Origin of the sequence: Corallococcus carmarthensis, from assembly GCF_003611695.1 — a bacterium.
GTDB lineage: Bacteria > Myxococcota > Myxococcia > Myxococcales > Myxococcaceae > Corallococcus > Corallococcus carmarthensis.
Genome location: NZ_RAWE01000003.1, coordinates 48266 through 69092, shown reverse-complemented (window position 1 = coordinate 69092; position 20827 = coordinate 48266). Strand labels below are relative to the sequence as shown.

The 20827-nt window shown below is 68.6% G+C and carries 15 protein-coding genes; 5 read left to right on the top strand and 10 right to left on the bottom strand.

Features of this window, described 5'->3' with window-relative positions; all coding sequences use genetic code 11:
• Positions 1 to 16: 16 nt before the first annotated feature.
• A complete protein-coding gene (locus D7X32_RS01615) occupies positions 17 to 1012 on the top strand; it encodes an alpha/beta hydrolase (RefSeq protein WP_120600713.1) in 996 nt (331 codons plus the stop codon).
• A gap of 17 nt (positions 1013 to 1029) precedes the next feature.
• On the opposite strand, the gene D7X32_RS01610 is transcribed toward D7X32_RS01615, so the two are convergent.
• The 4 genes from D7X32_RS01610 to D7X32_RS01595 all read right to left on the bottom strand — a co-directional run bounded on the left by D7X32_RS01610 (position 1030) and on the right by D7X32_RS01595 (position 5410).
• Positions 1030 to 1959, bottom strand: coding sequence for a hypothetical protein (locus D7X32_RS01610; protein ID WP_244238801.1), 930 nt, complete (start codon positions 1957 to 1959; stop codon positions 1030 to 1032).
• Between the two features lie 203 nt (positions 1960 to 2162).
• Complete coding sequence (locus D7X32_RS01605) at positions 2163 to 3404, bottom strand: peptidoglycan-binding protein (RefSeq protein WP_120600711.1); 1242 nt, start codon at positions 3402 to 3404, stop codon at positions 2163 to 2165.
• Positions 3405 to 3611: 207 nt separating this feature from the next.
• Positions 3612 to 4670 (bottom strand): hypothetical protein, encoded by a 1059-nt coding sequence (locus D7X32_RS01600; protein ID WP_120600710.1) that lies wholly within the window; start codon positions 4668 to 4670, stop codon positions 3612 to 3614.
• Between the two features lie 104 nt (positions 4671 to 4774).
• On the bottom strand, positions 4775 to 5410 hold the full coding sequence (locus D7X32_RS01595; RefSeq protein ID WP_120600709.1) for a glutathione S-transferase family protein: 636 nt from the start codon (positions 5408 to 5410) through the stop codon (positions 4775 to 4777).
• Positions 5411 to 5429: 19 nt separating this feature from the next.
• Here D7X32_RS01595 and D7X32_RS01590 point away from each other — a divergent pair, with 19 nt between their 5' ends.
• Both D7X32_RS01590 and D7X32_RS01585 read left to right on the top strand, forming a co-directional pair.
• Positions 5430 to 6284: a hypothetical protein gene (locus D7X32_RS01590; RefSeq protein ID WP_147449971.1), complete on the top strand. Its 855-nt coding sequence runs from the start codon at positions 5430 to 5432 to the stop codon at positions 6282 to 6284.
• 123 nt (positions 6285 to 6407) lie between these two features.
• A complete protein-coding gene (locus D7X32_RS01585; protein ID WP_244238806.1) occupies positions 6408 to 6797 on the top strand; it encodes a DoxX family protein in 390 nt (129 codons plus the stop codon).
• 23 nt (positions 6798 to 6820) lie between these two features.
• Here the strand turns inward: D7X32_RS01585 and D7X32_RS01580 are convergent, their stop codons facing one another.
• From D7X32_RS01580 to D7X32_RS01565, 4 genes are all read right to left on the bottom strand, one after another.
• Positions 6821 to 8767, bottom strand: coding sequence for an Ig-like domain-containing protein (locus tag D7X32_RS01580; RefSeq protein WP_120600771.1), 1947 nt, complete (start codon positions 8765 to 8767; stop codon positions 6821 to 6823).
• 77 nt (positions 8768 to 8844) lie between these two features.
• A complete protein-coding gene (locus D7X32_RS01575) occupies positions 8845 to 9327 on the bottom strand; it encodes a GNAT family N-acetyltransferase (RefSeq protein WP_120600706.1) in 483 nt (160 codons plus the stop codon).
• Positions 9328 to 9501: 174 nt separating this feature from the next.
• The gene (locus tag D7X32_RS01570) at positions 9502 to 10749 is read right to left on the bottom strand and encodes a hypothetical protein (RefSeq protein ID WP_167506425.1); all 1248 of its coding nucleotides are present in this window, start codon (positions 10747 to 10749) and stop codon (positions 9502 to 9504) included.
• Between the two features lie 202 nt (positions 10750 to 10951).
• On the bottom strand, positions 10952 to 14560 hold the full coding sequence (locus tag D7X32_RS01565; RefSeq protein ID WP_120600705.1) for an FG-GAP-like repeat-containing protein: 3609 nt from the start codon (positions 14558 to 14560) through the stop codon (positions 10952 to 10954).
• A 297-nt stretch (positions 14561 to 14857) separates the two neighbouring features.
• Here D7X32_RS01565 and D7X32_RS47790 point away from each other — a divergent pair, with 297 nt between their 5' ends.
• Positions 14858 to 15175 carry a tetratricopeptide repeat protein gene (locus D7X32_RS47790; protein ID WP_120600704.1) on the top strand — a complete coding sequence of 106 codons (318 nt, stop codon included), beginning with the start codon at positions 14858 to 14860 and terminating at the stop codon, positions 15173 to 15175.
• A 637-nt stretch (positions 15176 to 15812) separates the two neighbouring features.
• Positions 15813 to 16184: a hypothetical protein gene (locus tag D7X32_RS01555; protein ID WP_120600703.1), complete on the top strand. Its 372-nt coding sequence runs from the start codon at positions 15813 to 15815 to the stop codon at positions 16182 to 16184.
• An 11-nt stretch (positions 16185 to 16195) separates the two neighbouring features.
• Here D7X32_RS01555 and D7X32_RS01550 read toward each other — a convergent pair whose 3' ends face one another.
• Together D7X32_RS01550 and D7X32_RS01545 are read right to left on the bottom strand one after the other, a co-directional pair.
• Positions 16196 to 16552 carry a GatB/YqeY domain-containing protein gene (locus D7X32_RS01550; RefSeq protein ID WP_120600702.1) on the bottom strand — a complete coding sequence of 119 codons (357 nt, stop codon included), beginning with the start codon at positions 16550 to 16552 and terminating at the stop codon, positions 16196 to 16198.
• 72 nt (positions 16553 to 16624) lie between these two features.
• Positions 16625 to 20788 carry an MG2 domain-containing protein gene (locus tag D7X32_RS01545; protein ID WP_120600701.1) on the bottom strand — a complete coding sequence of 1388 codons (4164 nt, stop codon included), beginning with the start codon at positions 20786 to 20788 and terminating at the stop codon, positions 16625 to 16627.
• Positions 20789 to 20827: the final 39 nt, after the last annotated feature.

The following is a 20827-nucleotide window of genomic DNA, read 5'->3' as shown; positions in this document are numbered from 1 at the left end:
TCAGCCAGGACCCCACATGACCCGCCCCAACGCATCACCCGGCTTCGACCCGCAGCTGGCCGCCCTCCTGCCTGCTCTGGAGGGGTATGTGCCCCTGAAGATGTCGCTGGAGCAGCTCGAGCACTTCCGTGGCTTGAGCCGCGTCACCCGGGAAGACCTGATGGGAGACGCGAAGGTCCGCTGCGTCGACTACAGCATCCCCGGGTATCAGGGCGCTGAGATCACGGTCTCGGTGATTGCCCGGGAGGGCCACTCGGCTCCGGGCCCTGCGGTCTACTTCATCCATGGCGGCGGAATGGTGATGGGGACCCGCTTCGCGGGAGCGAAGCCGCTCGTGGACCAGGCGCTCCGTCATGACGCCGTCTGCGTGACGGTCGAGTACCGGCTGGCGCCCGAGCATCCGGCGCCCACCCTGGTGGAGGACTGTTACGCCGGGCTGGTGTGGATGGCGGCGAACGCCGACCGGCTGCGGTTTGATCCGGACCAGCTGGTGATCTTCGGCGGGAGCGGCGGCGGCGGGCTCGCGGCGGGAACCACGCTCCTGGCCCGGGACAGGCACGGTCCACGGCTGTCGGGCCAGCTGCTGCAATGCCCGATGCTGGACGACCGCAATGAGACGGAGTCCGCCCATCGCTATGACGGCGTGGGCGTCTGGGACCGCACCAGCAACCTGACGGCCTGGCGGGCGGTGCTGGGCGAGCGCTTCGGGGGCCCGGAGGTGTCTGCCTATTCCGCGCCCGCGCGCGCAACGGATCTCCGGGGGCTGCCACCGACCTTCATCGACGTCGCGGCAGCGGAGACGTTCCGGGATGAAGCCGTCGCCTATGCGCGAGGAATCCTGGCTGCCGGCGGTGAGTGCGAGCTGCACGTCTGGGGCGGAGCCTTCCACGGCTTCTATGACATTGCCCCGCGGTCAGACGTGGCCCGGGCCTGCGTCGCGACGCGCGATGCGTGGCTGGGACGGATGTTTGCCCGCGCTGCCGCGGGCAAGGGCACAGTGCCTGTCCCATGACCGCCCGGATGTCCTGATCAGGGCTGCGCCACGCCCGTCTCGTACGCCTTGCGGACGGTCTGGGCGCAGGCGCGTGACTTCTCGCCTTCCTCCTCGCCGAGCTGACGGCTGCGGGCCAGGACCATGTACCGGGTCCTGGCGGCGTTCACCCAGGGATAGAAGCCGAAGGCCCCCGCCGACGAGTGGCCCGTGACGGTCCAGGTGCCGTTGACGGGCTCTCCTTCAATCCAGTGCCCGAGCCCGTAGTACGCCTCGCCCGCGGCACTCCACGGCGTGTAGGCCACGTTGGGTCCTCCCGGCCAGGCGGGAACGGAGTCCACGGTCAGCTTGGAGGCCAGCGCCACCTGGTTGTTGAGCAGCTTCATCAGGAAGACGCGGTACTGGACCGCGCTGCCGGAGAACCCTCCCGCCACGGCGACGTCGCTGTCGGACTCCGGGAAGGTGGTGCCCAGCAAGGGATTGAGCCAGTCCATGACGCTGACGAGGCCCGTGCCCTTCCTCGCGCCGATGTCGTCCAGGGCCAGCTTCTGCATGTGCCCGCCGTTGTAGAAGAACCGGCCGTTCTGGAGCGGGCGGTAGGTGACGTCCTTGAAGGAAGTCCCGTAGCACGCGGAGACGGTCGTCCCGGCGGCGCCACACAGGGTGGTGTTCTCTTCGATGTAGCCGCTGGTGAAGTTGAGCCGCTTCTTCTCATCCGGGGTGAGGTTCGCGTACCCCTTGGACTGCACGTAGGCCCCCACGTACAGCCACTTGCTCGCGGACGCGATGGGCATCACCGTCGTGGCCGACACGCCGCTGCCCCGCGACAGGCCGTAGATCCGGCCCGCCCCGTCGCCAATCTCCCAGTAGAAGTTCCCGAGCGGCTTGCAGCTCGCCGCCTCGTTGGCCGTGTCCTGCGCGGCCTGTTCGTACACGGTGAGGGCCGCACGGGACGTTCCCCAGGTCACGCCCTCACCGGGCTCAACCGCGTCCTCCGGGGCTCCACAGCCGGCAATGCCTAGCGCCAACATTCCGCACGCCCAGCTGAACTGCGTCCTTCCACATCGCTTCATGAGGGCCTTCCTCCAGGAAAGCCCCCATGAACCCGGACCGCGTGCGGAAGTTGCGCGGAAAATGGCCGCCCCCATTCCAGCACCCGTCCGTCATCACCTCACGACACGGGGACGGGCTTGGGACTCACCTCCACCATGCCGAGGTTGCCATCCACGTACTCGGCCATCTGCTCTGGCGTCACCTCGATGGGGCCCTTGGGGCAGAGCGGATCATTGACGATGTAGTTGCCCGACTCCGTCCTGCCCGTCACGGCCACCCAGTGCCCGCCGAAGTTGTGGTCCATCAGGTAGTTGTCGGCGGCGCTCGCCGTGGGGCCCCAGGCCTGGTGGTCGGCGTCGCTGCCAAAGGGATTGCCTCCGAGGATGACGGGGTGCCCGCGCGAGAGCGCATCGTCCACGGCCGCCACGTCGACGTGGTTCTTGTACACGACCGTGGCCACGGCGCCTGCATCCGTCACGCCCTCGGCCACCTGGGTCACGTCCATCGTGGTGGACGTGTTGGAGTCGTAGTCGAGGATGTTGTCGCGCACGCCGTCGATGGCCTCGCCCGCTCCGGCCGCGTCCGGATGCTCCATCGCGCCCACGGCCGTCGCGGTGATGACCACCGAGGTCGGCCCGCAGTCGTTGCCGCCGTAGTACTCGCTGCCGTCGTTGAAGTCCTTGTAGTCGGTCTTGCCCCACTGGGCGACGTGGAGGGCCTTCGCCTCCTCCAGCGTCGTGACGGTGCTGGGGGGCGTGGGAGGCACCAGGTTCTTGCCGGACAGGTCCTGCACCCGCACCTCACCCCCCGGCATGCGGGTGAGGGTGCCGCGCTCGAACCGCTGCACCATCGCGCCGTCCTTTCCCGGCTCCAGCGGGCTCATGGGCCGCCCGAGCTGCGGCGCGTAGGCGTCCGCCAGGACGCCCATCGTGGAGTCCGTGGCCGGGTACTGCGGGCGCTGCATGGCGGCGAGCGTGGCCGGGCTCATCTTTCCGTCCGCGGGGCTGATGCCTTCCGCGGTCTGGAAGTCCTTGAGGGCCGTCTGGGTCTTGGTCCCGAACAGGCCGTAGTCGGCGCTTCCCATGTCCAGGTAGCCCGCGCCCTCCAGGAACTTCTGCATGCGCGTGACGGGGCCCTCCTGGGCCTTGTCGGACTGGTTGAAGACGACGTCGCCCACGCCGGTGGCGTCGGTCAGCGAGGGCGGACCGCCCCGGGGTTGTTGGGCCATCGGGAAGGGGCCCTGCTGGGCCACGGTCACCAGCTTCGCCAGCCCCTGCAGCCGCCGCATCGCCTCGCCGTTCACCGCGCTCTCGAAGGCGTCGCGAACGACATTGCGCGGAGACGCGGGAGCCGGCCCCATCTGCGTCCCCGCCGGGCACTGCGGGGGGGAGCTCCGCGTGCCCCCCGTGGCCGACGAAGGTGTGAAGAATGAAAACGGATGGCTCTGGATGCGTGACATGGACTTCCCCCTCTGGGCCGCCCAAGGCCCCGATGAATCCAGTATCGGGGCCCGCCGCATTCCGGTGGAGTTAAGCCGAGTTAAATCCGTGCCACGAACGGGCGCGCGCTACTGCCGCGCCTCGTCTGCCTCCTCATACATCTTGGCCAGCACCTCCGCGGCCTTGGTCGGGTTGTCCTCGATGTGGGCGTACATCCCCTGCAGCGCTTCAATCAGGGAATGGCGATCCGGGGTGAGCATGCCGCCCAGGAACCACGAGCTGTCGTTCAGGTACTTGTCCAGCCAGTGCATGGCCACGCAATAGCCGACGAACTCCTTGTCTTCGCTGCTCAAGTCGAGGGCTTCGCAGAGGTTCATCACCTTCATGATGGTCGCGGAGGCACCGAACATCGTCGTCGGCGCGTAGTACGCGTCCCCCTGGTACTTGATGACCGCGTGCTTGTCCCACGGGTTGATCCGCGCGAAGAGCGCCTTCAGGAAGTTCGTGACGGCGGGGGCACCCGGACTCAGGACGAGCTGCCCCATCTTCCAGGTGAGCCGGGACGTTTCAGCGACCGTGCCGGACTTCATTCGCGGCTCCGGCTTCTCCTTCTCCTTCAGCCGGAGCTTGACCTCGCCCTTGTACGCGTCCGCGCAGATGATGAAGGTTCCGCCCAGCGTGCAGATGGCCTGGTTGGTCCAGGTCTTGTAACCCAGGGAGGCCTTGTTCAGCAGCGCAAGCGCTGTCTTGGGGGTGTGTGACTTCGAGTGGTTGGCGTCAATCACCGCCAGCGTCCCCTGGTAGGGATTGATCCCCTTGCCCGGGAGCTTCTTGTCGATCCAATCCGCGAGACCTTCCGAGGCGCGCGTCAGGGAACCGGAGGCCTTCTCCATGACCTTGTGGAGCCGCGTATCCAGTGCGATCTGGTCCCAGGTCCACTTGCGGATGACATGCTTGGAAGTTCCCCACCAGGGAACGACATCCCATTGGCCACGCATGCCATGGGTGTCGACATCGGTCTTGAGCCGCAGGGACCGCGACTCATCCTTTGTCAGCTTCCCGTAGTGCCCCCGGTACCGGATGGAATAGGCATTCCCAAGGAAGAAGATCAGCAGCACCACGAGGCCGGTCGAGCCGCCCAGGCCGAAAAGCCAGGACATGACGATCAAGAGGAAGAACTTCCACATCGGTCTTCTCGCTGGACTGGGTCGGGTTCTGTTGAACCGGGTGTGTCCAGGAGTATATAAAATTTACAGCCGTGCTGTCAAAGCGGTCTACCCGGAAAACCTTATCAAGCTGGCCCTGAAGCCGGTGGCGCTTGGATGACGTCGGTGATGCGCAGGTGGCGGGGTTGGGCCTGCACCCGCTCGAACCAGGCGCGGATGGCGGGATAGCGGCCCAGGTCGAAGCGGCCCTCCTCCGCCACGTGCGTGTACGCATAGAGCGCGATGTCCGCGAGGCTGTAGTGCTCGCCCGCGAAGAAGGGCCGCTTGCGCAGCTCGCCCTCCATGACATCGAGCGCGGCGTAGCCTTTCTGGATGCGCTCCTCCAGCTCCTTCTCCTTGCCGGCGGGGACCCCGAAGAAGGCGAGCCACGCCCGGGCCACGGCGATGTAGGGCTCGTGGCTGTACTGTTCGAAGAACATCCACTGGAGCATCCGCGCCCGCTCCAGCCGGTCGGTGGGCATGAAGGGCGTGCCCTCGGCGAAATACCAGAGGATGGCGTTGGACTCGGCCAGGAAGACCCCTGGCTCCAGCTCCACGGTGGGGGTCCGGGCAATGGGGTTCATGGCCTTGAACTCCGGCGTGCGCGCCTCTCCCGCGGCAAGATCCACCTCCCGTGTTTCAAAGGGAATCTCAAGCTGATGCAGCAGCAGGCGGACCTTGTAGCAATTCCCAGAGGGGTTGAACTGGTGGAGCTTGATCATGGGCGGGTACTCTATGCCCATGAGAGCCCTTGCGCTGACCGCGCTTCTCCTGGGGAGCGCTGCCTGCAGGACACCTCGGCCGGAAGCGGGCGCCGCGGCGAGGGCGGACCTGTCCGTCGCGACGTGTGAGCTGCCTTCGAGCCCCGCCGAGCTCATCCCGCTGGCCGAAGCCCCCATCCCTGGCGAGCTGCACGAACGCTTCGACCTGCCTGACAGCCCGGCGTGGTGGGCCCCCGCACCCGAGGACGCGGAGCGACAGCGCTACCGGGAAGCGCTGGTGGCCCGGCTCGGAGCCGGCGGGGTGGAGGCGCGTGCGCTGCTGGCGCGTTCGCGCGAGCAGTTCGCGGCCCAGGCGCTGCCGCTGCGCCGCGAGGCGGAGAACAACGCGCGCGTTCTCGAAGGCGGCGCCGGGACGGTAGGGCCCACCTCCTGTCTGGAATGGAGGCTCTTCCAACGACAGGCCCGGCGCTTCCCGATGCTGGAGCACCCCACCGAGTTCAGCGCGTACGTCCTGCGTGGCCAGGGGCGGCTGCACGTCTACTTCTCCGGCGCGGACCGCGCGGGCGCGAAGCTCCGGTCCGAGGTGACTGAACGGGTGGCCGCGGAGGTCGCTCGCGGCTTCGTGCTCGTCGCGCACGCGCACAACCACAACTTCATGTTCGACCGCGTGCCGGGAGACCGGCTGTGGACCACGCCGGAGACCGTGAACGTCGTGGGCGGCGGGGTGGCCCCCAGCCTCACCGACGTGCAAGCGTATCGCGGCATGCACGAAGCCCTGGGACTCCAGGGTGCCTGGGTGACCAACGGCTTGGAGACGGGCCGCTACACCGCGGGCGACTTCACCCGGCTGTCAGCGTGGGAGCCAGTGCCCTGAGGTAGCGGCCAGGCAGGCTCAACCCCGCCTTGCACCCTCCATCCCCCCTCTTCATCTTCCGAGCAGGGACTGGAGCGGAGGAGACACGTGCTGCAAGAAACCAGGACGACAACCTTGCAGAACGTGGGTCGCGTGCTTCTGGGCTCGTTCATGGTCGGGGCCGGCACGGGGCATCTCTCCTTCGCGCGAGTGCCCTTCCAGGCGCAGGTGCCGGACTGGGTCCCGATGAACAAGGACACCGTGGTCCTGCTCTCCGGCGTAGTGGAGATAGGACTCGGGTTGACGCTGCTCTTCAACAAGCGGCACCGGGTCCCCGTCGGGCTGGGACTGGCGGCGTTCTTCGCGCTGGTTTTTCCCGGCAACCTGCATCAGTACGCCAGGCACCTCTCCGCGTTCGGCCTCGATACGGACACCAAGCGGTTGGTGCGGCTGTTCTTCCAGCCCGTGCTGATGGGCTGGGCGCTGTGGTCCACCGGGGCCAACAAAGCGCTGCGGCAACGGTCCCTCCCGTAGCCGGATCCGGAGGCAGTCAGGCGTCAGGGGTAGACGCAGGTCACGAAGTACGAGGCGGTGCCATCGGCCCAGCTTTCGGTGGCGGCGGCGCGCACGACGACGTGCCCGGTGCGATAGGGGGTCGAGGTCCAGATCCACTCGAGCGTCCACCCCGCGTTCGCGAGGAAACGGCTGCCCTTCGCGACGTGCAAGGCGTCCAGTTCCGATGAAACCGGCAGCCGCCACCCCGTGTGGCCGGCTGTCGTCCTGCTGGCGCAGTACGTCTGCGCGTCCGTGTACAGCCGCGGCGTCGTTTCGGGCCTCAGCCAGGTCAGTCCCGCATGGGAGACGGTGGCCGGGTATTCACCCGTCCCACGAACACACGTCAGGAATTGCTTGTCGGCCTCATTGGCATAGCTGCTAGCGCCGTTCGCCATGCGCGTCACCACGTGGCCAGAAAAATAGGGTGACATGCTCCAGATCCATTCGAGCGGCCAGCCTTGCGCCGCGAGAAAAGCCGTCCCTTTGTCGACCCACAAATTGGTCAGTTCTTCCTCGACGGGCATGCGCCATCCGGTCAGCCCCGCGATCGCCGTATTCGTGCAGTACATGTTTCCTTCCGTCCAGGTCACGGTGGCCGCCCCCGGCTTCACCCAGGTCAAACCTCCGCTCGTGACGGTGCCGGGAGGGTAGGAGGGATCCGTCGGCAGCCCGGAGACAGAGAAGGACTTCGAGGCCGAGAGGCCGTGGGCATTGGTGACGACAGCGGTAATCGTGGGGATGACACCCACGCCCGTGAAGGCGGGCGCCGTCCACACGACCTGGCTGGTATTGGCGGTGTTCTGCGCCGTGGCCAGTGAGCCCGTGTTGGCCGTCCAGGCGAACGTCAGGGGACTGGCCTGCGAGTCCAGGGCGGTGACGTCAAAGGTCACCGTCTGGCCTGGTGAGGTGGAGGTGGCGGACTGGTAGACGCTGGTGAAAGCCGGAGCAAAGCGCACGGGAGACGAGTCGGTGACACAGAGGTTGATCGCTCCCGTGGTCTGCCCACCCCGGCCGTCTTGAACCGTGACGGTGAGACGGCAGTTGTTGCACGCGTCAGCCGGTCTGGAGGCGGGAACAAAGGACGCGGTGCCGGACGTCGCGTTCGTCCAGGTACCGGGGCAGGAAGAGGTCCACTGGTAGGAAAGGGCATCCGCATCCGCATCGGAGGCAAGCGCGGAGACGGCGGTGGACTGTCCCACGTCGAGGCGGTTGAGGGACGCGGAGACCCTGGTGACGACAGGCCAGCGGTTGAAGGAGATGCCGAGGGCGGCGTCGCCGGTGGAGAACTCCGGGACGACGTTGACGGCGAGGGAGACGGAGACGGCGGAGCCCTGGGAGTCCGTCACGGTGAAGGTGAGGGTCTGTACGCCGATAGAGGCAGGCGCCGTCCACGAAGAGGTCGCGGCGGTGGCGGTGGAAAAGGTGCCGCCGGTGGCGGTCCAGGCCAGGGTGAGGGTGTCTCCGGGGTTGGGATCATGAACCATGGCGGACAGGGCGAGGGCCCCGCCTGGCAGCAGCGCGTTGGCGGAGACGGTCAGGGAGTCAATGACGGGCGCTTCGTTGTCATAGGGAACAGGGACCGCAATCTCCTGGAGGCTGAGGAACACGGCGGTGGTCTGGTTGGCGGTGATGGAGACACCGGAAGCCTGGCCCTGGAAGCGCAGGGTGCCGGAGGTGTCGAAGGCCTCCGCGAGGAAGGAGCGGTCCGCTCCCGCGGGGATGTTGCCGATGAGGCCACCCCAGGAACCGCTGGACTTGACCAGCTCGACGACGCGGGAAGCCATGTCGGAGGAGGAGACGGTCACCTTGACGCGGGTGACGTCACTCGAGGAGAGGGCTTGCTGGACGGAGCCGGCGAGTTGGACGGAGCCGACGGGTTGCGCGCTACACGCCATGAGGACGAGCAGCAGCAACCCGGCGATGGCGGGGAGAGATCGGTGGAGGGGCATGGTTTGTAGGGAGTGAGCCGAGGAGCGGAAAAATGATGCGGATTCCGGATTGAGCCGCATCCTTATCCCGCGCGCCGCTACTTCCGGCGATAGACGTCCGGGTCATGGCGTTCCATGAAGCGCTCGGGGCTCTTGAGCGGAGTGAAGCCACACCGCGCATACAGACTGTGTGCATCGCGCGTCGCCAGGATGAAGCGCCGCAGGTCCTGGAGGTCGGGATGCGCCATGACTGCCTGCATCAGCCACCTGCCCAGGCCCTGGCCCTGGTGTGACTCCAGGATGAACACGTCGCAGAGGTAGGCGAACGTCGCGCGATCCGTGACGACACGCGCGAAGCCCACCTGGGCTCCCCCTGCGCCATACAGTCCGAAGAGCACCGAGTTGCTCAAGGCCCGCTCCACCGTCGTCCGAGAGATTCCCGTGCTCCAGTAGGAGCGCGTCAGATAGCCGTGGACCACGTCCAGGTCGATCCGGGCGGCGTCGTCAGAGACGAAGAAGCCGTCCTCTCCGTGGACCTCGAAGGCGTGGGGAAGGGGGGCGGTATCACCACGGGTGCTCATCCGGATCAGGTCTCCCCGCGGAGGCAGGAACAGGAAGTGAATGGCCCTCCGCGCCGCGACACGATACCCATGTCGGCGTCGCCAGGGGCGTCCAGGCCTGGAGCCCCGACCGCCGGGCCCCCCTGAAGGTGGGCCCGGTGGCGGAATGCGACGGTTCAGCGGGGACGTCGGTGATTACCGGGCGTCACGCTCGGGCACGGTGAGGCAGGGCTCCATCTTCTCCGGGGCGACGAGGAACAGCTCCTGCCGGCCCAGGTCCTGGGTGAGGCCCGCCGTGGCGAAGCCAATCTGCCCGCCGCCGTCATACGCGAGCGCCAGCCAGTCATTCTGCGTCGCGGGGAACACGTCGGCGACGCCGTTGCGGTTGAAGTCCCGGCCATAGGTCGCGCCATCGACAGCGCCATTGTTGTTGAAGTCCAGGTTGGTGCTTGCGTTGCCCGTGACCTGGGCGTCGTTGAAGCGAAGCCCGCTGATCCTCGCGAGGTCCGCCTCGGTGGTCGTGCCGGCGGGCGTGAACGCGGCGCCTTCGTTGACGCTCAGCTCGTTGAAGGCGGCCACCTGCACGCGAGAGTAGTCGAGCACGTTGTTCAGGCCGCCAATGCCGAAGCCATAGAACTGGTACTCGTAGTTCATGATGCTCAGGTAGTTGGGCTTGAAGTTGGCGTCGTCGGTGCCGCCGTGGCGCAGGCCGATGTTGTGCCCCAGCTCGTGCATCAGGGTGCCGGCCAGCTGCAGCTCCGTGACGCCGCCGGCGAAGCCCAGCGTCACCACGAAGTCATGCGCGGGGATGCCGCGCGAGATGCCGCTGGAGTTTCCGCCGCCGTACCGGTTCGCGAACAGCATGTAGTGGAAGTAGGGCGCGCGGTTGGCGGCGAAGTACTTCGCCTTGATCTTGTCGAAGTCCGTCCAGACGGGGTTCAGGTCCGCGTCCGCGTCCGCCGCGGCGATCTGCTGGTCCACCACCAGGTGCAGCGTGATGCCCGTGGAGCCATCCGGGTTCGACACCGGCGCATTGGCGAAGGCCGTGATGACCCGGTTCAGCGTCGCCTGGGTCGGCCGCAGCCCCGGGTAGTAGTCCGCCTCGATGAAGAGGTCCTTCCTGCGCGCGTTCGTGCCAAGGGCCGTCAGGTCCAGGCCGCCGCCGAAGCCGAACGACTCCGCGTAGTCGTTGAGCCGGTCCCCGTCCGTGTCCGGGTTGTTGGGGTTGGTGCCCAGCAGCGTCTCCACCAGGTCACAGACGCCATCGCCATCCGTGTCCAGTGCGCCCGCGCAGGCGGGGATGGGCAGCGGGATGGCTGCCGCGGGCGCTACGCCCTGCGAGGTCGTGGCCAGCTCCGGATCAGGAAGCTGCGCGTCCCCGCACCCGGTCAACCCCAGGAGCACGGCGGATGCAGTCAGCAGCGTCTTGTTCAGCTTGGACATGAAATACCTTTGGTTCTCAAGGGATTGGCTTCGTGCCAATCACCCCCTTTCTTGCGAGATGCTGGTTTTTTCGGATTTTCTTTTTTACCTGCCTAAGTCGGTTTGAAGGAATCGCTCAGTCATTGCCGTGGAGGTTCCGCCGCCGGGTCCCCATGACCCGGGGCCCCGGCGGCGGAACGCCGCCTCGCGGTCCAGCGTCCGGTCAGGGCATGCAGACGTTCATCACGAGGGTGGCGCTCTGGGCGTCAACATCCGCGAGCGCCAGGTCCGGCAGTCCGTCCCCGTTCCAGTCCGCGCTCAACGCGTCCTGCACGGTCCTTCCCCAGGCCGTCCTGGGCCCGGCCGCGTAGGCTCCGGTGGTCTGCTGGAGCACGATGGCGGCCTCGTGGTCGCTGAACGAGAAGAGGTCCACCCGGCCGTCGCTGTTGAAGTCGTCGGTGAGGACGCGGATGGCCCCCCGGGCCCCCAGCGGGGTCAGCGGCGTCAGGGTGGGTTGGCGGGCGGCATCGAAGGTGAGGAACCCCAGCGCGCGCTGTTCCAGCGTGATGCCCACGCGCCCCTGACCGTCCAGGTCCGCGAGGCCCATGCCCCAGAGGTTCACTTCGCCGGTGAACGTCGTGGGACCGGTGACCGTGCCGTCGCCGCTGCCCCAGAGCACGTGGACCAGGCCCGTCGTGATGCTGGGCGTTCCCTGGCGCATCACCGCCACGTCCATGTGGCCATCCCGGTCCAGGTCCGCGGCGAGGAGCCTCGAGGACGGGCCCTCGGCGGTGACAATGAAGTTCACCCGGGGGGCGAAGCGCCCGCCGCCCACGTTGAGCCACAGGCTCAGGTGGACCTGGCTGTACGAGACCGAGCGCAGGGTCACGAGGTCGAACCGGCCGTCCTCGTTGAGGTCCACCTTGATCAGCTCCGCCGGGCCATACCCCTCGGTGTAGCGCTCGGCCGGGCTGAAGTCCCCGCCCGCGGCGCGCTTGAAGACGACCAGCTGGGTGTCCGCCGTCGTGTTCGACGCCGTGGTGATCGCCGCCAGGTCCTCCTGGCCATCCTCATCCAGGTCCCCCGCGACGATGTCCTGCACGCCGCCGGTGAGGGTGCTCCCCGTGGGCGGCACGAACACCGGCGTCAGCAGCGCGGCGCCGCGCGCCCCAATGGCAGACAGCGACAGGGCAATGGCATTCTTCTCACGGATGCCCACGGCCAGATCCGTGGCCCCATCCTGGTTGAAGTCCGCGCTGGCAAGCCCCGCGGGCTGGCCTTCCAGCCGCAGGCTTTCAGGCGTCAGGGGGCCTCCCCAGAAGATCCGGACGTCCGGGGAGCTGCCCCCGAGCGCGACGTCCATCCGGCCATCCCCGTCGAAATCGCCCACGGCGGGAGCGTCCCCCTCGCCGCTGAAGCCATAGGTCATGGGGGGCGCGAAGGGCGGGGTGGACGTGCTGCCCCGCATCAGGTTCAGCCTTGCACCCGAAGCGTTCGTCCAGAAGAGGTCGTCCAGCCCGTCCGCATCCAGGTCCGCGACGACGGGATGGGAATACGCGGCGCCCGCGGGCGCGGGGAGCGTGTACTGGGTCAGCAGGCCCAGCGAGCCCGCGGGAGAGCTGTAGATGCGCACCTGGCTCGACTGCACGATGGCCAGGTCGTCCCGAGCGCCATCCCGGTCGAAGTCACCGACCGTCATGTCCCCGAAGCAATTGGGGCAGGCGGCATACAGGGGGACCTTGAAGGAGCCGGTCCCGGTGCCATGGGCCTGTACGACCCGGTTGTTGACGTTGTCCAGCCGGGCGTAGTCCAGGAACCCGTCGCCGTTGAAGTCCGCGACGGCCGGGCAGTAGGCCGCGGACGAGGCGACGGTCGTGGGCACGGAGAAGCTCCCATTGCCCACGCCACGGTAGAGGAGGATTCGCTTGTCGGTGGTGTGCGCGAGGACATCCCGCGTCCCATCGGAGGTGAAGTCTCCGGTCAGGAGGCAGTCGAGCCCGACATTCACGGCCAGCCGCGTTTGAACGGGCGTCTGGAAGGCCCCCGTGCCCGTCCCCGGGAAGACGACAAAGCCTCCCGCGGTCGTGCTGTCCTCTTTCAAGATGGCCGCGACGTCCAGCTTCCCATCCCCGTTGAAGTCCGCCACGGCGGGCGGCAGGTCCCTGAACGTCGAGCCGGCGGAGACGGAGGGCGCGAGCGGGGTCAGGGAACGGCGGGGCCCGCTGGCGAGCACGACGAGGCGGTAGACGTTGCCCACGACCACGTCCGCGAGCCCGTCTCCCGTGAAGTCACCGGCCCCCACGAAGCTGCTCACATCGTTGAAATAGTGCCCGGAAGCCGGCGCGAAGGACGGAGCCTCGCAGGCCAGCGGGGTGACGTGACGGTGAATCACGGGGGCGGACGGCCGGCCCTGTCCCGCGGAGTTGAGAGCCTTCACCTGGATGCGATAGGTGTTGCCAGACACGAGGCCCGGCACGGTCGCGACGAGCGTGCCCGCGGGGACGGTGACGGAGCCCCCACCGGGCGAAGCGGTGACCTGGTATTCCGTGACGGGATCTCCCGCGGGGGCGGTCGCCGGGTTCCAGAGCACGACGGCGCCCTGGGCGGTGGACGTGACGCGGACATCCGTGGGTGCCCGGGGCTGCGGGCGCGTGAGGATGGGGCCAATCGTGGCCGGTGGGCCTTCACCCACTCCGCTCAGCGCGCTCACGGTGAAGGTATACGGCGTCTCCAGCGCGAGCCCGGAGATGGAGGCGACCAGGAGGTTGGCGGCCACCGTGCGTTCCGCGCCCGCGGGCGTGGACGTCAGCTTGTAATAGGTGACGGGAGCGCCTCCGTCAGCGGCAGGCGGACGCCAATCCAGTTCGATGTTTCCCTGGTGGAAGACGCCCGTGAGGTTGATGGGCGCGGAGGGGAGGGAGGGGGTCGTGACAGCGCTGGTCGTCGCTGCGGTCCCCGTGCCCGTCGCGTTCTGGGCGGCCACGCTGAAGGCATAGGTGCCGCCGTTGGCAAGGCCCCCGACCGTCGCGGAGGTCGCGGTGGAACCCGCGAACTGGGTGAGGCCGCCCGGATTCGTGGTGATGAGGTACCCGGAGATGGAGCCCCCTCCATTGCTGGTGGGGGCCGTCCAGCGCACCGTCGCGTAACGGATGCCCGCCGTCGCTGTCACGTTCTGGGGCGCGCTCGGCAGGGCCGCGGGCGTCAGGGTGCTCGTCGAACCGGAAGGCAGTGAGCTGCCCACCGCGTTGGTGGCCAGCACCGTGAACTTGTACGGCTGGCCATTGGTGAGCCCGGTGACGACCAAGGACGTCCCCGTGGTGACATACGTCTGTCCTCCGGGGGAGGCGGTGACGGTGTAGCCCTGGATGGGCTGTCCCCCAGTCGCCGGGGCGTACCAGTTCAACTCCACCTGCTGGTCGCCCGACTTGTACGCGCCCCAGCTGGGACTGGTGGGGACATCGAAGGTGCGCACGTAGGCGGAGGCGCTCGAAGTCTGGCGGGTGCCATCCGCGAGGATGGGCGTCACGGTGAACTTGTAGTTCGTCCCGTTCGTCAGCCCCGTCACCAGGGCGCTCCGGGCCGTGGGGCCCGTGACGACCTTGGCGCCTCCGGGCGTGGCCACGACCTCGAAGGAGGCGAGGGCGCTGCCCGTGGTGTCAGGCGTGTAGCTCCAGGAGACGGTCATCGCCCGGATGCCCGCGACCGCGGTGACACCCGAGGGGGCTGCAATGGCTTGCTGCTGGGAGGTCACGGCGGAGGAAGGCTCCGCTCCACATCCGAGCGTGCCGACTCCAATGAGGGTCGTCGTCAGGAACAACAATGCGGTTCTCATTCGCGTTTCTTCTCCAGCCGTGGGGGCGTCAGGAATTGAAGACAGTACTCCCCCCGTCTGACATGCCAGGCGGCCCTGGCTTGCCAGTCAAAGGCGGGTTCAGCGCCTCGTCCTGGCGCCGTGAGCACGGCGTACGCGCCAGAAGATTTCGTGCAAAAATGGCACGCATGGACTCGATGCGTGCGGTCATGGCCTGTGTCGCGGTGCTGCTCCTCGCGGACTGCGCTCACGAACCGGAGTCCTTCAGATGTGAGTACGTGAGTGATTACAATCCACGGTGCGTCCAGGAATTGCTCGATGGCAACCTGGACAAGGCGGAGATGTACTGCGACCTGGGGCTGGAGTTCACGCCCCGCTCCGCCGACCTGTGGGGCCAACAAGGGCCTCATCGCGCTCACTCGGGGCGATCCGGTGAAGGCGAAGGCACACCTCCGTCAAGCGCTTCGCTACAATCCGGAGCACCCGCGGGCCTACTTCCATCTGGGCGTCCTCGCCATGCGGGAGGGGGACTACCCTCAGGCGGAAACGGCCTTCCTCCAGTGCGTCCGCCTGGAACCCGCGAACGTCGAGTGCCAGGAGCACCTGGAGCAGGCCCGGCGCGCCTTGTCCCCGTGACGGCTCATGAACCGCGTCACGTCGTGGATGAGGTGGCCAGGGCTGCGGGCCCAGGCCACTCGTGGACGCGAACCCGTGATGCCTATTGGGACTCGCAGCCATTCTCCAGCAGGCAGGCTTCATAGGTCTCATCGCAACTGACATCTCCCCCCGTGCGACGGAGGCAGGCAACCCACCTGGTATGGCAGAGGTCGCATGCTCCCGCCGCTTGAACCACTCCACCTTCGTCGTTGCTCGCGCTCTCCGCTGTCTGCATGAGGGTCGCCTGCTCGTCCGCGGAGGCTTCGGGGCCGCCACATCCCACCATCAGCCCCACGGCCATCAGTCCGGCAATGATTAGCGATCGCATTCGCTTCTCCTGGTTGAGGGTTTGTGCTGCCTCGCCAGGGTAGCGCTGTCATTCGCGTCAGGCCAATGGGCTCACTCCTTCGCCGGTGAACACTCGCAGTCTCCGGAGACCCGCCGTGCCCATCAGCTCGCCGCGCTGACGGGTCAACGTGGGCGCTGACGCGTCAGTGGCATTCGTCCGGGACGGGGCTTCCGAGGGAAGGGGTGTTCCTGCGCCCTGGCATCGTCATTGCTCAGGGCTGGGGGCGGGAAGGAAGGGTTCCTTCCACACACGACACGGAGTGTCCCCATGAAGTTGGCGAAGGCTGTCAGCGGTCCCGTCCCCGAGAGCATCAAGAACCGCACGCGCGAGGAGTTCCTGGCGAGGTCGAACCTGAATGCGCTGTCGCACGACGACCTCTACTGGGTGCTCTACCGCGCGGCGACGGACGCTCCGGGGTCGGCGGACTCCTTTGGACAGGCAGTGAGCGACCTGCTCACGGCGAGCCTGGGAGCGGGCAACTTCGACTTCAGCCTCGCCATGACGCCGAACGGGCATGGCGGCGTGTTGGGATACCAGAACGATGCGCTCGCCAACTGCGTGTACTGGGGTGGCGACGCGGGCGTCCTGCCGGGCTTCGGAGCGAGCAACTCCATCACGTGCGTGGTGTTCTGGCGCTGAGCCCGCCGCGCTCAAAGCGCCAGGAGCACATCCACTTGCGTCTGCAGCGCGCTGGCCTCTTCGTGCCTTCCAAGTTGGATGTAGAGCGCCACCGCGTCGCGACGCTCCTGGAGTTCACGCTGGATGAGCGCCTCCACCGCCTCTGGAGACAAGAGCAGTCGAGACACTTCGCCGCTCCCGAGTCCCTCCGCGCTGCCGGCGATGGCGCCACCGAGCGGTGCGGGCGCGACGCTGATATCGGGCGCCTCTGCATTGTCGATGGCGGCGAGCGTTTCCCGAAGCACCGCCGAGGCGGATGCATTGCGAGTGCGCAGTGCGTTTTTCAGCTCGGCACGCAGCGTTGCCTTCCATTCAGCGACGGTCCTCATACGCCTACAGTAGACGAGCGGGGAGGCCAGGGCACGGCCTCCCCACCCCCGTCTGTCCGGCTCCCTGCGCGGCTACGGCTTCGGGGCGATGGTGACCTTCACACCTTCGCTCCACGTCTTGTGCTCGTCCGCGTAGTACAGGTACGCGCGGCTGGACGGGCCCGTGTACGTGCCGGGCACCGCGGCGATCAGGGACAGCGGCACGTCGATGCGCTTGTGGGGCTCCATGCCCCGCCAGTACAGGACGACGTCGCGCCCGAGCACTTCGTACGCATCCACCACCTGCCGCTTCACCAGCTCCTTGAGCTGGTCGTGCCGCACCTCCAGCCCGCCCGGTACGCCGAAGATGGCCACCGCCGTGGGCAGCCGCTGGCCCGTGCGGTTGGCCACCACCACCCGCGCCTCCGTGGGCTCACCCTCGGTGAGCGCCGTCTTCGCCAGCGCCACCTCCAGCGTCACCGCCGTGTCCTTCGAGCTGTCCGGCGTCAGCATGTTGAAGGTGACCTCCACCGAGTACGGCAGCTCCGCGCCGCCCTCCATCCGCAGCTCCACGCGGCGCTCGCCCGCGCCCAGGAGCGCGCTCACGTCGGGCAGCTTGAGGGCTTCCTGGGTGGAGCCGTCGAAGCGCACCGGTTCGCCCACCGGGCGTCCGTCCACGTAGACGCGCACCAGGCCCGGGGTGAGCTTCGACGCGCGCGCCTTGTCGTAGGCGATGATGGCGCGCAGCGCGAGCACCGTGCTCTGCGTCGCGCCGTAGCGGCCACCGTCGCTGGACTCCGCGAGGAACTTCATCGCGCGCTCCACGTTGCCCACGTAGGCGGGGTCGCGCATCCACGCCAGCACCGCCAGCGCGGTGGTCTCGATGTTCAGCGTCTCTCCGGAGCTGCCCACGATGGACTGCGTCGCGCCGCCCACCACGCCGTCCTGCCCCTGCGAGGAGGCGAGCCGGCCCATCAGCTTCCGGGCCTCGGCGGTGTCACCGGCGAGCGCCAGCGCGTTGGCCGCCAGGGCCACCACGTAGCTGTTGGTGCTCTTCGCCGCGGCGGCCTTCAGCGAGGCCACCTCGCGCGACAGCTCCTTCGCCTGCGAGCCCGGCTGGCCCGCGCTCTCCAGCAGCGTCCAGAGGATGTACGCGTTCGACGTGTCCGCGTCCTCCACCCACACGTGCAGCGCGCGGCGCTTGCGGTTGAAGCCGCCCTGGCCGTCCCGCTGCTGGAGCAGCCACTCGCGCGTGCGCTCCAGCATCGCGGTGTCCACTTCACGCACCTGGCGCATGTCCGTGAAGTGCAAGAGGCCGAACGCGGTCAGCGCCTCATGGCCCGGGTTCTGCCCGAACCACTCGTAGCCCTTCTCGGACGTCTCGTAGCCCACCAGCCGCTGGTAGCCGCGCTCCAGCTTCTCTTTCGCGCTCGCCACCAGCTCCGGGTTCACGCCGGTGTGCGTCTGGAAGTACTGCTGCGCCATCGTCATGGGGTACGTCGTGGAGCTGGTCTGCTCGAAGCAGCCGGAGGGTTCCTGGATGAGGCGGGCCAGCGACTCCGTCATGTTGGCCAGCGGGCCCGGGTACACGGCGATGGACGTCCGCACGCTGCCGGGCACCAGGCCCTGGGGCAGCACCACCCGGTGCGCCGCGGCTGCCTTCGCGGACAGCAGCCCGCCGAAGGACACGCGGCCCGGGAAGCCCCGGGGCTTGATGGACAGCGTGCGGGTGACGACGTCCGTGTACTCGCCCGCGCTCGCCGTGAGCTTCACGTCCACCGGCCGCGCCTCCTGGCCAATCTCCAGCGAGAAGAGCTGCCGGGCCCGCGCCTGCGAGGCCAGGTCCAGCGTGGGGCCGCCGGAGACCTTCACGTCCCCCTTCAGCTCCACCTTCACCCCCGCGCCCGAAAGCCGCGCCTCCGTCCCGTTCACCAGCGCCACCGGCAGCCGCACCACGTCTCCCGACGTCACCTCGAGCGGCAGCTTGGGCTCCGCGTAGAACGGCTGCACGGACTCCAGCTCCGCCACCGCCGAGCCGAGCGCGCCGTCACCGCCCACCGCCCCCGCGAACGCCTTGAACGTCGTCACCGAGTCGCTCATCGCGAAGGACACCCGCGCCTCGCCGGTGCGGGCATCCGTGCGGACCCCGGCGTTCCAGTAGAGCGTCTCCGCGAAGTCGACCCGGTCTCCCGCCTTGCGGTTCGGCCGCGCGGTGTGCGCGAACTCGCGCAGGTAGAGCAGATTCCCCTGGAGGACATGCTTGTCGTCGAAGCGCATGTCCCGCTTCGCGCGAGCGGCCTTCCGCGCCTCCATCGGCGCCACCTCCTCCTTCGCCAACTGGAGCACGGGGGCCGGGGCTTCTGCCTCCAGGGCATCCTGTGCCGGAGCCATGGGCGCCGCGACCGCCGCGGCGACAGGGGCCATTTCGGGGAGGACCGCGCCCTCGGCGTGGCCGGCGAAGGCGTCATCCTCGTCCACGATGTTCCGGTCCATCAGGGGCTGTCCGTCTCCCAGGGGCCCCGCCAGGCCAGAGGCGACGGCGCCGCCGCGTCCGGACCTGCTGACGGACGGCCGGGGCTTGCGGACGGGCTCCTGCGGCCAGCGCACCGCGAGCACGCGCATCGCCGCGTCCCCATGCCGGGCGAGGAAGGCCTGCGTGTCGGTCAGCGCGAAGCGCCGCCAGCCCTGCGTCCCCAGGAGCAGGTCCACCGCCAGCTTCGACTTCGGATTCTTCGCGTCGAGGTAGAGCTGCGCGTCGGCCAGCTCCTTCACCTCGGGCTCCAGCAGCACCATGACCGGAAGCTGCGGCGCCTGGTCGCGCGTCTCCAACAGCTCCAGCACCGCGTCATCCGTCACGGTGAGCATCACCAGCGCGGAGACCGGCTGGCCGCCGCGCGTCGTCCTGGCAGTGAGCTGCACCGGGCCCCCGGGCACGTAGCGCGTGCGGTCCGCCTTCAGCTCCACCGCCAGCTCCTTCGAGGGCTGGCGGAACACCAGCCGCTCCGCGAGAGGCCGCCCGTCGTGGTCCCACACCGTGGCGACGAGCACGCCGTCCGCCTCGCCCGGATCCAGCGTCACCGGCCCGCCCTTCACATCGCCAATCACCGCCGAGGCGACGCGCACCTCGCGCTGGCTCAGCGTCACCGTCGCGCGGCCGACGTTGGACAGGCCCACGGCGAGTTGCACCAGCCGGCCCGCGGGCACCACGTCCTCGCGCACGCGGATGACGGCGCCCCGCGGCTTCACCTCCGGCAGCGGGAAGCTCTTCTGGATGCCCGACGGCGAGTCGATGCGCAGCGCGTACCGCACACCCTCCTGCGGGGTCAGCTCGAAGCGGCCACGGCCCTCGTGCTCCGAGCGCACGCGGGCGACCACCTTGCCGCTGCCCACCTCCACCACCCGGCCCGCCAGGTCCGCCGGCTTGCGCGCGGGCGTGCGCGCCTCGAAGTAGACGCGCGACGCGAGCCCCACCACCAGGTCGCCGCCCTCCGGGTACAGGGCCAGGTCCAGTGTCTGGAGGAGGATGGGGATCGTCTTCGCCGCGGACTCCACCACGCCCCCGTCCTCGATGGTGAAGGCCAGTGTGCCTTCGCCGCGCTCCATCGCCGCGGGCAGCGGGAAGCGCACGGTGCAGCGCCCCTTCGCGTCCACCGTGCACGGCACCTGCGCCACGGTGGCGCCATCCACGAGCGCGTTGGCCGTGACCTTCGCGCCCTCGGGCACGCCGCCCTCCGCGCGCTTCACGTCCAACGTGGCGGTGACGGTGTCGCCCGGCCCGTAGCCGTCCCGGAGGAACTCAATCTGGGACTTGAGCCGGGGGGCCCGGTAGGCGCGCACGTCGAACTTCCGCTCCGCGGGGGCCGCGCCCGTCCACGGGTAGGTGACGCGCAGGGTGTACTCGCCGCCGGGCTGGCCGGCGGGGATGGGCCAGGCGTAGCCCCAGACGGCGTCCGCCGTGGACGCCGTGCTGGTGGTGACGACGTCCCCCTTGGGGCCCCGCACCTCCAGCTGCGCCTGGAGGGAGCCCGCGTACGGCTTGCGGCTCAGGGCCTCCAGCACCAGGCCGCGCACCAGCACCTGCTCTCCGGGGCGGTAGAGCGGCTTGTCGGTGGTGACGTGGGTCAGGTAGCGGTTCTCGCCGCCCAGGGAGCGCGTGGTGGCCCGGGCCGCGAGGACCCGGGGCGACAGCATCACGAGGAGGGCGGTGAACCCCAGCGGCAGGAGCGCGCGCAGGGGAAGCGGGACGTTGTAGGCCATGGCGTCATTCAACGGGCATGTGCGCCAGAAGTTCTAGCC